Source organism: Streptomyces griseiscabiei, from assembly GCF_020010925.1.
Taxonomy (GTDB): domain Bacteria; phylum Actinomycetota; class Actinomycetes; order Streptomycetales; family Streptomycetaceae; genus Streptomyces; species Streptomyces griseiscabiei.
Genome location: NZ_JAGJBZ010000002.1, coordinates 3,797,044 through 3,810,267, shown reverse-complemented (window position 1 = coordinate 3,810,267; position 13,224 = coordinate 3,797,044). Strand labels below are relative to the sequence as shown.

Below are 13,224 nucleotides of genomic sequence, written 5' to 3'. Positions count from 1 at the left end.
TTCGCCGGTCCGGTTCGCCAGTCCCGTATATGACGTCGCGTCATGTCCCGTCCTGGGCAGGGATGTTCCCCGGGAAGCAGAACAGGCACGGCGCTCGCCGGTGATCAGTGCACGACCGCCGTCCGAACCGCCTTCGAAGCCCGCTCTGTGGGCGACCTCGTGGGCGACCTCGGTCGGCGGTGAGACCCCGTGCGCGGCTCCCGCACCCGCACCACGACCACGACGAGACCCGTCGGCCGAAGGTCGCCGGGTTCCGCTGTCCGGCGATATTCGGACGCTATCCGTCCCGCCTAGGCTCGGCCCGGCCGCGAGTGCTCGGTGGCGGGCGGGCTGTCGGCTCATCGACGGGTGAGGACCACTGGCGGCAGCGGTACCTGACGCTGACCCCGGCCTGACGCCTGTCCGGCGGAGTGACGGACTCGAGGAGAACGATGCGGATCGTCCTGCTGACCATCGGTTCGCGCGGTGACGTGCAGCCGTTCGTGGTGCTCGGCGTCGAGCTGAAGGCTCGCGGGCACGAGGTGGTGCTGGCGGCCGGGGCGGAGTTCAAGGGCTTGGCCGACCGGGCCGGTCTCGGCTTCCGGGCTCTCGAAGCGCTGCCCGCCGGGTACGCCGACTCGGTGCTGCGCGATCCGAAGGTGCAGGCCGCCTTGCGGCGTGGGCCGTCGATGTACCGGATGGCCATGGCGGCGCCACGGCTGACCGGTGCCCAGCAGCAGGCCCTGATCGACGAGATGGTGGCCGCCGGTGAGGGCGCGGACATGGTCGTCAACACCACGCTGACCCGGATCGGCGCGCTGGCCCGGCCGGACGTGCCGTGGTGTTCGGTCGCGTCCTGGCCGGTGACCGAGACCGCCGCGTGGCCCGCGCTGGGCGCGCCGGAGCTGTCGCTGGGCGGCGGTTACAACCGGTTCACCCACCGGGCCATGGGCACGCTGGAGTGGCTGGTGTACCGGCCCAGCGTGAACCGCGGCCGGACCGCCGCCGGGCTGCCGCGGCTCGGGCTCCGCTCACCGTTCCGCGACGACGGGGTCACCCGGCCGCTGCTGTACCAGTTCAGCCCGCACGTGTTCGCGCCGCCCGCGGACTGGCCGGAGCACTGTCACATCACCGGGTACTGGTCGGACAACATGCGTTGGGACAATCCGGCGGAGGTGACCGAGTTCGTCGAACGCGGCGATCCGCCGCTGGTGGCCACCTTCGGCAGCTCCTGGGCGGTGGACGGTCCCGGCCTGCTCGCGGCGAGCGTGGCGGCAGCGGCGACGACCGGACACCGGCTGCTGGTCGTCGGCGGCCCGGACGGCCCGCTGCCCGCCGGCGTCGAGGCGATCCGGACCGAGAGCGCCGACTTCGTCTGGCTGCTGCCCCGCGCCGCCGCCGTACTGCACCACGGCGGCCAGGGCACCACCGCGGCCGTGGTGTCCGCCGGTGTGCCACAGGTCGTCGTACCTTGCTTTGCCGACCAGCCGGTGTGGGCGAGCCGGATGGCCGCGCTGGGCGTCGCACCGCCGCCGGTGCCGTTCTCCCGGTTGACCGGCGACCGGCTGGCCGCCGCCGTGCGCACCGCCATCGACGATCCGGCGATCGCCACTCGGGCCGCGGAGCTGGCGGCGGCGGTGCTCGCCGATCGAGGCGTGGCCGCCGCCGCGGACGTCATCGAGAAGCACGCCGTCACCTGGCGCTGACGGCTTCCGGTGACAGCCCCTCCCCAGCCGGAACCGGAGGAACCTTGACCGCTCTCCCGGTCGCAGCGGAGAGATCCGACCCTCGCGAGTCGCACGAAGGAGTCCGCATGACCGCATCCCCGGTCACCCCCGGTGGTCTGCTTCGGACCCACGACCCGTCGGCGGCGCTGCGTGTCGTCCGATCAGCACTGTCCACCCGGGGCACCGTGACGGCCACACCGGACTTCCGGTCCTGGTTCGCCGAACGGCTGGCCATGGCCAGGACCACCACGGTCGCCGGTATCGACTTCGCCGACCTGGTCGGCTGGCGTTTCGCCGACGGCACCGGCAACCTGGTGCACGACAGCGGAAAGTTCTTCGCCATCCAGGGCCTGTCGGTGGCCGCCGCTCACGGCCCGGTGGCGAGCTGGTCACAGCCGATCATCAATCAGCCGGAGACCGGCGTGCTGGGCATCCTGGTCAAGGAGTTCGACGGGGTGCTGCACTGCCTGATGCAGGCCAAGATGGAGCCGGGCAACTGCAACGTGCTGCAACTCTCCCCGACCGTGCAGGCCACGCAGAGCAACTACACCGCCGTACACCGCGGCCGCCCGGTGCCCTACTTGGACCTGTTCCTGTCCGCGCCACCGCGGTCGGTGCTCGCCGACGTGCTGCAGTCCGAGCAGGGCTCGTGGTTCTACCGCAAACGCAACCGCAACATCGTCGTGGAGACCACCGCGGACGTCGAGGTGCTGCCCGGCTTCTGCTGGCTGTCGCTGGGCCAGGTGCGCGCGCTGCTCACCGAGGACCACGTGGTCAACATGAACACGCGCACGGTGCTGTCCTGCCTGTCCTTCTCCGGACCGAACCTCGTGGACGAGCTGGGCCGTGGCACGTCCGAGTTCCGGGCTGCCCTCGTGCGGTCGATCGGAACGGAGTGGGGCGCACTGCACACCGACGGCGAGATCCTGAGCTGGATCACCGACCTGCGGTCCCGCCGCGAGGTCGAGGCCACCCCGATCCCGCTGTGCGAGGTGCGCGGCTGGCGCCGGCGGCCCGACCGGATCACTCACGACACGGGCGCCTTCTTCGACATCCGCGCGGTCGCGGTGGACGGCGGGGGCCGCGAGATCGACAGCTGGACGCAGCCGATCCTCGCCCCGCACGGGATCGGCCTCGTGGCGTTCCTGGTCGCCCGGTTCTCCGGGGTGCTGCACATCCTGGTCGGCGCCCAGGTGGAACCGGGCCTGGACTTCGTCGAGCTGGCGCCGACGGTGCGGTGCACGCCGGACAACTACGAGCACCTGCCGGCCGAGGCCAGGCCGCCCTTCCTGGACGACGTGCTGGCCGCGCCGGACGACCGGATCCGGTTCGACACCGAACTCTCCGAGGAGGGCGGCCGGTTCTTCCACGCCCGTACCCGGCACATGATCGTCGAGGTCGACCCGGTGGTGGCGAACGGTGCCGGACCGGCCCGGCACCGGTGGATGACCATGGCCCAGATCGTCGGGTTGCTCCGGCACAGCGACTACGTGAACGTGCAGGCCCGCAGTCTGGTGGCGTGCCTGCACAGCCTCGTGGCTCGCTTCGACGACGACGCTCCGGTCGCGCCGGGTGGGGGCGCCTGATGGTCCGGCCTCTCGCGGAACCCGCCCCCGGAGCCGGCTTCGACCCGGCGGCGACGGTGCGGATCGGTGTGCTGGGGGCGGCATCCATCGCGTGGCGGCGCATGCTCCCCGCTCTGACCGGTACGGCCGGGGTGACGGTCGCGGCCGTCGCGAGCCGGGATCGGTCCAGGGCCGCGGCGTTCACCGAGCGGTTCGGCGGCGAGCCGATCGAAGGGTACGCGGCGCTGTTGGAGCGCGCCGACATCGACGCCGTCTACGTCCCACTGCCGAACTCCCTCCATCACGAGTGGACTTCCGCCGCGCTCGCGGCCGGAAAGCACGTCCTGGCGGAGAAACCGCTGACGACGTGCGCCGCCGACACCGCTGATCTGGTGCGCCTGGCCGAAGTGAACAACCTCGCGCTGCGGGAGAACTTCACGTTCCTGCACCACCCGGTGCACGCCGTCGTGCGGAACCTGGTGACCGCCGGCCGAATCGGCGAGCCTCGGCACTTCGCCGGCTCGTTCTGCTTCCCGCCGCTTCCCGCCGCCGACGTGCGTTACCGGCCCGAACTGGGCGGCGGCGCGTTGCTGGACGCCGGTGTCTACCCGATCCGGGCGGCACAACTGTTGTTCGGCAACGAGATCGACGTCGCCGGCGCGGTGCTGCAGGTGGATCCGGTCACCGGGGTCGACGTGTCCGGCAGCGTGCTGCTCACGACCGGCAACGTGGTCGTGACGGCCGAGTTCGGCTTCCGGCACAGCTACGGTTCCCGCTACCGGCTGTGGGGCTCGTCCGCCCAACTGCTGCTGGAGCGCGCGTTCACCCCACCCGCGACCCACCAGCCGGTGCTGCGCATCGATGAACAGGACCATGCCGAGGAGATCGTGACGCCGGCCGCCGACCAGTTCGCCCGGTCGGCTGCCGCTTTCGCCGCCGAGGTCCGAGCCCGCCGAGCCGGCGTGCCGGACTCGGCAGCGGCGTCCGACGCCGACACCCTGTGCACCGCCGAACTTCTTGACGCCATCAGGGCATCCGCTCGCGTCGTCACCGTGTCCGGAGGACACTGATGCTCGTCATCGGCCGGGGCTTCATCGCAAGCCACCTCAGCACGATCGCCGACCGGCACCCGCACGCCGTGGTGGTGGCTGCCGGTGTCTCCAGCACACGGGTGACCGATCCGGCGGAGTTCGCCAGGGAGCGGGCGCTCATGGCCGAGGTGACGCGGCGCTGCCTGCGGGAGAACCTGACCGCGGTGGTGCTGTCGACCGCGTCGCACGCGATGTACGGCTCGACCGACCACATCGTGGAGGAACGGGAACCCGTCGCGCCGGGTTCGCCCTACGGGCGGCACAAACTCGGGCTGGAGCGGCAGGTGGCGGACTCGGGCGCGAACTGGCTCGTGCTGCGGCTGACGCACGTCGTCGGCGCACGACAGCGGCAGCACCAACTGCTGCCCGCGTTCGTCGAGCAGGTGCGGTCGGGAACCGTCCGACTGTACCGGGACACCTACCGAGATCTGGTCGACGTGCGCGATGTCGTGTCCGCCGTGGACGGTCTGCTGGCGGCCGGCGTGCACGGCGAGGTGGTGCACGTCGCCTCCGGCACACCGGTTCCGGTGACGGCGATCGCCGCCGGGGTGCGGGCTCGGATGGGCCTGCCGGCCCGGCTCGAAGTCGTCGACGCCCCGCCGGCGCGCACGACGGTCTCCACCGCCCGGTTGCGGGCCCTGCTGCCGACCGCCGTCCTGCCGGGCGGCGCCGGCCACCTCGATCGGCTGCTCGACCGGTACGTGGCCGACTACGCCGGCTGAGCGCGCCCCAGCCGGTGTTTCAGGATGGCCGTCCTGACCGGGCGCGTCCGGTCCAGCCGTCGGCGATGTCGGTCAGTCGTGCGCCGCTTCCGCCGCGACAACCCTGCTTGCACGGGTGGCTTTTGCCGGGCAGGTCTTGGGGCTGACCACCCGACACAGTCGGCATACCGCGCTGCTGCGCGTGGTGTTGACGCAGATCGGCTCGGCCCTGGCCGGCCGGGCAGGAGCCCGACCGGCGTCCGCTCTACCGGGAGATCCGCGAACTCGGCCACTCGGGAAGCGAGTTGGCTGTCCAGCACTGCCGGCGGCGTTACCGGACCGGGCGCGGACACGCACCCGGCCCGGGACCTGGGACCTGGGACCCGGGCCTGCCCCAACCCATCGGGTCACAAGATCGTCGACAGAACCGCGATATTCATCCGCTATCCGTCCCACCTAGGCTGCTGCAGCGCTCACAGGGCCCGCATCCACTCAGTGTCGTGGTCCGGCAGGGGCCGCAGCCTGACGTCAGGCGGGTTGCCAAGTCAACGACGAGTTGGGGTGGTCACGATGTTGGTGCTCGGGTTGAGCGGAAACTTCTCCGCGCGGGACTCGGATCTGGTCCCCCTCATGCCGGACCAGTTGTTCCACGACTCGGCTGCGTGTCTGGTGCGGGACGGCGAGGTGATCGCCGCCGTCGAGGAGGAACGGTTCAACCGGATCAAGAAGACCACCAAGTTCCCGGTCAACGCGATCCGCGCGTGCCTGGATGTGGCGGGGGTGACGGTCGACCAGCTCGACGGCGTGGCGTACTACTTCCCTGAGGACTTCGTCGACACCACGCTCAACTTCTTCTACACCGTCCACCCGAAGGTGCCCACGGTGTACTGCCGCCAGCTGATCAAGCAGTGGTTCGCCGAGGAGTTCGACTGGGATCTCGGCGACGACAAGCTCGTCTTCACCCCGCACCACGACGCGCACGCGGTAGCGGCGGTGGCCAGGTCCGGGATACCGGAGTCGCTGGTGCTGGTCCTGGACGGCCGCGGCGAGGAGAACTCCGGCACCGTCTACCGGGCAGGCGGGGGACAGCTGGAGAAGCTGGCCGACTACCCGGTCTTCAAGTCACTGGGCATGCTCTACCTCAACGCCACCCAACTGCTCGGCTACGGCTTCGGCGACGAGTACAAGGTGATGGGCCTGGCCCCCTACGGCGACCCGGCGACCTTCCGCGACGCCGTCAGCTCGCTGTATCTGTTGGGCGACAAGGGCGACTACAACCTGCTGCCGAACATGACGGTGCCCGACCTGGTCGGCCCGTCGATGCTCGCGAGGGGCATCACACCGCGCCGCAAGGGCGAGCCGTTCACCCAGCAGCACAAGGACTTCGCCGCCGCGACCCAGGAGGCGCTGGAGAGGATCGTGCTGCACGTGCTGACGCACTGGGCCGAGTCGACCGGCCTGTCCCGGCTGTGTTTCGGCGGCGGTGTGGCCCACAATTCCACCCTGAACGGCAACATCCTGCGCTCCGGGCTGTTCCGCGAGGTGTTCGTGCACCCCGCGTCGCACGACGCCGGCGCGAGCGAGGGTGCCGCCTTCCTCGCGGCCGACCAGCTGGGCGGTGCGGCCCGGCCGGTCCGCCGGTCCCGCACCGCGAACTCGGGCCCCGCGCTGGGTACCGAGGCGGAGGTCCGCGACCGCCTGGGCGCGTGGGGTGCGGTGCTCGACTTCGAGCGGCACGAGGACATCGTGCCGGTCGCGGCCGGACTGCTGGCCGACGGCGCCGTCCTGGGCTGGGCGCAAGGACGTTCGGAGTTCGGCCCGCGGGCGCTGGGCAACCGGAGCATCATCGCGGACGCCCGGCCGGCGGAGAACCAGACCAGGATCAACGCGATGGTGAAGCAGCGGGAGAGCTACCGGCCGTTCGCGCCCGTGGTCACCGCCGAGGCCGCCGCCGACTACTTCGACCTGCCCGCCACCGAGGCGAACTACGACTTCATGTCCTACGTGGTTCCCGTCCGCGAGGAGCGCCGGCCGGAGCTGGGCGCGGTCACCCACATCGACGGCACCGCGCGCGTGCAGGTCGTCGACCCGGTCGCGAACGAACGCTTCCACCGGCTCGTCGCGGCCTTCGGCGAGCGCACCGGGACACCGGTGCTGCTCAACACATCCTTCAACAACAACGCAGAGCCGATCGTGCAGACCATCGACGACGTGGTGACGTGCTTCCTCACCACCGATCTGGACCACCTGGTGGTCGAGGACTTCCTGGTGCGCCGGCGTTCGGCGGCCCCATCATCCGACCTGGACGCGCTGGTTCCCCGGTTGCGGCCGGTGACCAGGCTGGCGCGTCGGCTCGGCACCGGGGCCGTCGCGGCAGGTCCCGCCTGGCACGAGATCTCCCTGGACTACGCCGGAGCTCCGGTGGCCAGGATGTCGGAGGAGCTGTTCACGCTGCTCAGCGTCGTGGACGGCGTGCGCACCGTCGGCGAGCTGGCGAAGGAGGCCGGCGTCGTCCCCGACGAGGTACGTGCCGAGCTGTACGAACTCTGGCAGCAGCGGTACCTGACGCTGACCCCGGCCTGACGCCCGTCATGTAAGAGACCGGACCGATCCCGAACACGCGATGGCCCTGCTCGAAGTCCCCCGCGCCGGTCGTCGGCCCCGCTCCCCCGAGACGCGCATGAGAACGGCTTGGGACGGGTCCCGACGATGGCCGAACACCGATCACGAGGGAGCGTGGCGCGATGAAGGGGATCATCCTGGCGGGCGGCAACGGCACCCGCCTGCAGCCCCTCACGTTCGCGGGTTCCAAACAACTCGCGCCGGTCTACGACAAGCCGATGATCTACTACCCGCTCTCCATGCTCATGTTGGCGGGCATCCGGGACATCCTCGTCATCACGCGCCCTGCCGACCTCCCCGCCTTCCAGGCGCTTCTGGGCGACGGCCGGCAGCTGGGGCTGTCCCTCGAATACGCCGCGCAGGACGAGCCACGCGGCATCGCCGACGCCTTCCTCGTGGGGGAGAACCACATCCGCGGCGAGCAGTGCGCGCTGGTCCTCGGCGACAATCTCTTCCACGGCGCCAACCTGCCCGCCATGCTGCGGCGCACGGCGCTCAAGATGGGTGGCTGTGTGCTGTTCGGCCACGAGGTGGCCGACCCGCAGCGGTTCGGAGTCGCCGAGATCGACGCGCAGGGCGAACTCGTCTCCATCGAGGAGAAGCCCCTCAATCCGCGCTCGAAGCTCGCCATCCCTGGGATGTACTTCTTCGACGCCCAGGTCACGGACATCGCCAGAGACCTGGAGCCGTCCCCCCGGGGCGAGTTGGAGATCACCGACCTGCTGCGCGTCTACCTGAGGATGGGCACCGCCGAACTGGTGTGGCTCGGCAGGGGCGTCACGTGGCTGGACACCGGCACTCACGAATCCCTGCTCGAAGCGGGCACTTTCGTGAGGGACACGCAGCGCAGGCAGGGCACCCGCCTCGGCTGCATCGAGGAGATCGCCATGCACATGGGATACATCGACCCGGACGACTGCCAAGCGCTGGGTGCGAGCATGGGCAATTCGCCCTACGGCGAGTACGTCGTGGAGCGGGCGCGCCTGCGCAAGGCGGGCATCGTGCGTCCGCTTCCTTCGGAGGGGCTGTGAATCTGCTGGTCACCGGCGCCGCCGGCTTCATCGGCTCCGCCTATGTACGGATGCTGCTCGCGGGCGACACCGCACAGCGCGGCGGGGTGTCCCAGGTCACGGTGCTGGACAGCCTGACCTACGCCGGGAGCCTGGACAATCTCAATCTCGGCGATCCCCGGCTGACATTCGTCCGGGGCGACATCTGCGACGCCCCCCTCGTCGACAAGCTGATGCGACAGGCCGACCAGGTGGTGCACTTCGCCGCCGAGTCCCATGTGGACCGCTCGATCGCCTCCGCCGACGCTTTCGTGCGCACCAACGTCATGGGCACCCAGACCCTGCTGGACGCCGCGCTGCGACACGGCGTCGACCGCTTCGTGCACGTGTCCACGGACGAGGTCTACGGCTCGGTGGAGAGCGGCTCCCGCACCGAGCGGGACCCCCTCGACCCCAACTCCCCCTACGCCGCCTCCAAGGCGGCCTCGGACCTGCTGGCCCTGGCGTACCACCGCACCCACGGCCTCGACGTGCGGGTCACCCGGTGCAGCAACAACTACGGGCCGCGGCAGTTCCCCGAGAAGATCATCCCGCTGTTCCTCACGACGCTGCTCGACGGTGGTGACGTCCCGCTGTACGGCGACGGGCTCAACCGGCGCGACTGGCTGCACGTCGAGGACCACTGCGCGGCCGTCGAGCTGGTCCGCGCCGGCGGTGTCGCGGGCCGTGTCTACAACATCAGCGGCGGTATCGAGCTGAGCAACCGGGAGCTGACCGCGCGGCTGCTCGCGGCAGTCGGCGCGTCCTGGGCGCGCGTACGGCGGGTACCGGACCGCAAGGGCCACGACAGGCGCTATGCGATCGACTGCACCAGGTCGCGGACCGAGTTGGGCTACCGTCCGCGGCACGACTTCGAGTCCGGGCTGGCCGAGACCTTCGCCTGGTATCGCGACAACCGGGACTGGTGGGAGCCCCTCAAGCGCCGGCAGCCCGCCTGAGAGCGCGTGGCCGGTGCGCTCCTGGCGGACCGGCCGCGCCCATGTTCGTACGAGTCGGCGGCGGGCTCCCGGACGAGGTAGTCCGGGAGCCCGCCGTGTGCTGTCCTCGGCAGGGGGAACCTCACGCAGGGGCCACGACCGAGGTGTCGGTGGCGGGCCGCCCCGTCAGATCGGGCGCGATCAGCCGGACCGTCGTGGAGGGGGTCCGGGGCGCGGCGACGAGATGCAGACGTTCGACCTCCGTCGTCTCCCGCTGTTCCGCTGTCTCCGCCGCCCGTGCCGGCGCGGTCCGCACGGCGTCGCGGCAGGCGCAGGGCTCTTCGTCGAAGCCCGCGAACCGGTAGGCGACCTCCATCATGCGGTTGCGGTCCGTCCGCCGGAAGTCGGCCACGAGATGCACGTCGGCCGCGGCGGCCTGGTCCACGAGCCAGTTCAGGATGACCGATCCGGCGCCGAAGGAGACCACGCGGCAGGAGGTGGCGAGCAGCTTCAGGTGCCACACGGACGCGTGCTTCTCGACCAGCGTGACGCCGACGGCCCCGTGCGGTCCGAACCGGTCGGTGAGGGTCGTGACCAGGACCTCGTGGCCGGGGTCGGCCGACAGCTCGCGCAGTGTCCGGTCGGAGTAGTGCACGCCGGTGGCGTTCATCTGGCTGGTGCGCAGGGTGAGTTCCTCGACCCTGGTGATCTCCTCCTCGGTGGCCCGTCCGATGCGCATGACCAGGCCGAGGGAGCGGAGGAACTCCTCGTCGGGGCCCTCGTGGGCGGACCGTTCGGTCTCCCTGCGGAAACCGGCCTGGTACATCTCGCGCCGGCGCCGGGAGTCCACCGTGCTCACGGCGGGGCTGAACTCGGGCAGGCCGGTGAGGGTGACCGCCTCCTCGGCCGGGTAGCAGCGGACCTCCGGGAGGTGGTAGGCGACCTCGGCCCGTTCGGTGGGCTGGTCGTCGATGAAGGCGATGGTCCGGTGGGCGAAGTTCAGGCCCTCGGCGATCCGCCGGACCGCCTCGGACTTGGGACCCCAGCCGATCTCGGGCAGGACGAAGTACTCGGCGACGCCCAGCTCTTCGAGTCGGGCCCAGGCCAGGTCGTGGTCGTTGCGGCTGCAGACGGACTGCAGGACGCCCCGCGCGTCGAGTTCGACGATCGCCGCCCGTATCGCCTCGGGCAGCCGTACCTCCGCGTCCTCCAGCAGCGTGCCCTGCCAGAGGGTGTTGTCGAGGTCCCAGACCAGGCACTTCACGAGGGCCGGCGTGCCGGGGCCGGTCTTGTCGCTCATGTCGGCTCCACACTTGTCAACGCGTGCTGGGCGAGCAGGAGTTCGCACATCTCGTTGCTGCCCTCGATGATCTCCATCAGTTTGGCGTCCCGGTAGGCGCGGGCCACCGGATGGCCGTCCTGGGCTCCCGCCGACGCCATGACCTGTACGGCGGACGCGGCCCCGCGGGCGGCGTGGCCGGCGCTGACGTGCTTGGCGAGGATGGTGGCGACCACCATGTCGGGAGACCCGTCGTCCCAGCGATGGCTGGCGTGTTCGCAGGCGCGGGAGGCGACCTGTTCCGCGACGAAGAGATCGGCCAGGTGCTTGGCGACGAGCTGGTGACGGGCCAGCGGCTGCCCGAACTGCTCGCGGGACGCGGCGTGCCGGGTGGTCGCGGCCAGGCAGGCGCGCAGGATTCCGACGCATCCCCAGGCGACCGACATCCGTCCGTAGGCCAGGGCGGTGGTCACGAGCAGGGGCAGGGACAGGCCCTCGCCGCCCAGCACGCTGTCGGCGGGGAGGCGTACGGAGTCCAGGCGGACCTCGGCGTGTCCGGCGGCGCGGCAGCCCAGGGGGTCGGCGACCCGTCGTACGTCGACGCCCGGGGCCCGGGCGGGTACGACCACGGCGGCGGCGCCGTCGCCCATCCGTCCGAAGACGATGAGCAGGTCGGCGTAGTGGGCGGCCGTCATCCACACCTTGCGGCCGTCGACCACGACGGTGTCGCCGTCGACGGTGATCCGGGTGTCGATGCCCGACAGATCGCTGCCGGCCTGGCTCTCGCTGAAGCCGACGGCGGCCAGTTCGCCCGAGGTGAGGCGGGGCAGCAGTGCGCGGCGCTGCGCCTGGTCGCCGAGCCGTTCGACGGTCCAGGCGGCCATGCCCTGGGAGGTCATGACACTGCGCAGGGAGCTGCACAGGCTGCCGACGTGGGCGGTGAACTCGCCGCCGGTGCGGCTGTCCCAGCCGAGGCCGCCGTACTCGGTGGGCACACCGGTGCACAACTGCCCGGCGGCGCCGAGCTTTCTCAGCAGTTCGGCGGGGAGCAGGCCCGAGCGGTCCCAGTCACCGGCCCGGTCACCGACGAGGCCGGTGACCGAGGCCGTCGCCTCGGCGAGGGGATCACTCACCGCCGTCCCCTGCTGCCGCGCGCAGACGGCGGACCAGTGCCGCCATTCCCGTGACGGTACGGAAGTTGTCCAGCCGCAGGTCGGCGCCCCGGATCGCGATGCCGTAGGACTTCTCCAGGTGGACGACGAGTTCCATGGCGAACAGGGACGAGAGCCCGCCGGCGGCGAAGAGTTCGGTGTCCTCCTCCCAGACGGTCTTGGTGCGTAGGTGCAGGAAGTCGAGGAGTTCCTTCTCCACGGTCCCCTCGGATGGCATGGTCATGGCTTTCATCCCTCGTATTCGTAGAAACCACGGCCGGACTTCCGGCCGATATGGCCCGCCCGCACCTTCTCCAGCAGCAGGTCGCACGGACGGCAGCCACTGTCACCGGTGCGCTCGTACAGCACGTTCAGCGAGTCGACGAGGTTGTCGATGCCGATGAGGTCCGCGGTGCGCAGCGGACCCGTGGCGTGCCCCAGGCAGCCCTGCATCAGGGCGTCGACGTCCTCGACGGTCGCGGTCCCCTCCTGCACCACCCGGGCCGCGTCGTTGATCATCGGGTGCAGGACCCGGCTGGTCACGAAGCCGGGGGCGTCCCGGACCACGACGGGCTGACGGCGCAGGGTGGTGAGCAGGGCCCGTACGGAGTCCATGGCGGCCTCGCCGGTGCGGGCGCCGCGGATGACCTCGACCGTACGGATCAGATAGGACGGGTTCATGAAATGCGTGCCGACGAGTTCCGCCGGACGCACGGCGGCCGAGGCCAGTTCGTCAATGGGAATGGACGATGTGTTGGACACCAGGACAGTACCAGGGGAAACGACCGCGGAAACCTCCGCGATCACTTTCTCCTTGATTTCCGCTATTTCCGTGACGGCCTCGATGACAGCGGTCGACCCGGCCGCTTCCGACAACGATTCACCGATGATGAGCGGCCCGAGGGGAAGATCGTCCGGCAGGGCGCCCATCAGCCGCGCGAGCCGCAGTTCGTGGGCGACGCGGGCCTCCGCCTCCGCACGTTTGGCCTGGTCGACGTCGATGAGTGTCACCGGGACACCGTGTCCGACCGCCAGCGCGGTGATGCCGACGCCCATGACGCCTGCGCCCAGGACGGTGAGACGAGGCGCCTTTTCAGCAACACCGGCATTGTTTTCCGGCAT

11 protein-coding genes are annotated in these 13,224 nt (G+C 70.8%); 7 read left to right on the top strand and 4 right to left on the bottom strand.

Features of this window, described 5'->3' with window-relative positions; genetic code table 11:
* The first annotated feature begins 431 nt into the window (after positions 1-431).
* The 7 genes from J8M51_RS33360 (at position 432) to rfbB (ending at position 9,693) form a co-directional block, all read left to right on the top strand.
* Positions 432-1,685 (top strand): glycosyltransferase, encoded by a 1,254-nt coding sequence (locus J8M51_RS33360; protein WP_086753833.1) that lies wholly within the window; start codon positions 432-434, stop codon positions 1,683-1,685.
* Positions 1,686-1,792: 107 nt separating this feature from the next.
* The gene (locus J8M51_RS33355) at positions 1,793-3,292 is read left to right on the top strand and encodes an NDP-hexose 2,3-dehydratase family protein (protein ID WP_086753831.1); all 1,500 of its coding nucleotides are present in this window, start codon (positions 1,793-1,795) and stop codon (positions 3,290-3,292) included.
* Positions 3,292-4,341, top strand: a complete 1,050-nt coding sequence (locus J8M51_RS33350) for a Gfo/Idh/MocA family protein (protein WP_086753830.1) — start codon at positions 3,292-3,294, stop codon at positions 4,339-4,341. The genes J8M51_RS33355 and J8M51_RS33350 overlap by 1 nt, the downstream gene beginning before the upstream one ends.
* Positions 4,341-5,084 (top strand): NAD-dependent epimerase/dehydratase family protein, encoded by a 744-nt coding sequence (locus J8M51_RS33345; protein ID WP_086753828.1) that lies wholly within the window; start codon positions 4,341-4,343, stop codon positions 5,082-5,084. The genes J8M51_RS33350 and J8M51_RS33345 overlap by 1 nt, the downstream gene beginning before the upstream one ends.
* A gap of 609 nt (positions 5,085-5,693) precedes the next feature.
* Positions 5,694-7,646 carry a carbamoyltransferase family protein gene (locus tag J8M51_RS33340; protein WP_256964137.1) on the top strand — a complete coding sequence of 651 codons (1,953 nt, stop codon included), beginning with the start codon at positions 5,694-5,696 and terminating at the stop codon, positions 7,644-7,646.
* Between the two features lie 161 nt (positions 7,647-7,807).
* Positions 7,808-8,716, top strand: coding sequence for a glucose-1-phosphate thymidylyltransferase RfbA (gene rfbA / locus J8M51_RS33335; RefSeq protein WP_086753824.1), 909 nt, complete (start codon positions 7,808-7,810; stop codon positions 8,714-8,716).
* Positions 8,713-9,693, top strand: a complete 981-nt coding sequence (gene rfbB / locus J8M51_RS33330; RefSeq protein ID WP_086753822.1) for a dTDP-glucose 4,6-dehydratase — start codon at positions 8,713-8,715, stop codon at positions 9,691-9,693. The genes rfbA and rfbB overlap by 4 nt, the downstream gene beginning before the upstream one ends.
* A gap of 121 nt (positions 9,694-9,814) precedes the next feature.
* Here rfbB and J8M51_RS33325 read toward each other — a convergent pair whose 3' ends face one another.
* From J8M51_RS33325 to J8M51_RS33310, 4 genes are read right to left on the bottom strand one after another with little or no spacing between them, the layout of a single operon-like run.
* Complete coding sequence (locus J8M51_RS33325) at positions 9,815-10,972, bottom strand: HAD-IIIC family phosphatase (RefSeq protein WP_086753820.1); 1,158 nt, start codon at positions 10,970-10,972, stop codon at positions 9,815-9,817.
* Complete coding sequence (locus J8M51_RS33320) at positions 10,969-12,084, bottom strand: acyl-CoA dehydrogenase family protein (protein ID WP_086753818.1); 1,116 nt, start codon at positions 12,082-12,084, stop codon at positions 10,969-10,971. Before J8M51_RS33320 ends, J8M51_RS33325 begins: the two co-directional genes overlap by 4 nt.
* The gene (locus J8M51_RS33315) at positions 12,077-12,355 is read right to left on the bottom strand and encodes an acyl carrier protein (RefSeq protein ID WP_179202948.1); all 279 of its coding nucleotides are present in this window, start codon (positions 12,353-12,355) and stop codon (positions 12,077-12,079) included. Before J8M51_RS33315 ends, J8M51_RS33320 begins: the two co-directional genes overlap by 8 nt.
* Positions 12,352-13,224: a 3-hydroxyacyl-CoA dehydrogenase family protein gene (locus J8M51_RS33310; RefSeq protein ID WP_086753815.1), complete on the bottom strand. Its 873-nt coding sequence runs from the start codon at positions 13,222-13,224 to the stop codon at positions 12,352-12,354. Before J8M51_RS33310 ends, J8M51_RS33315 begins: the two co-directional genes overlap by 4 nt.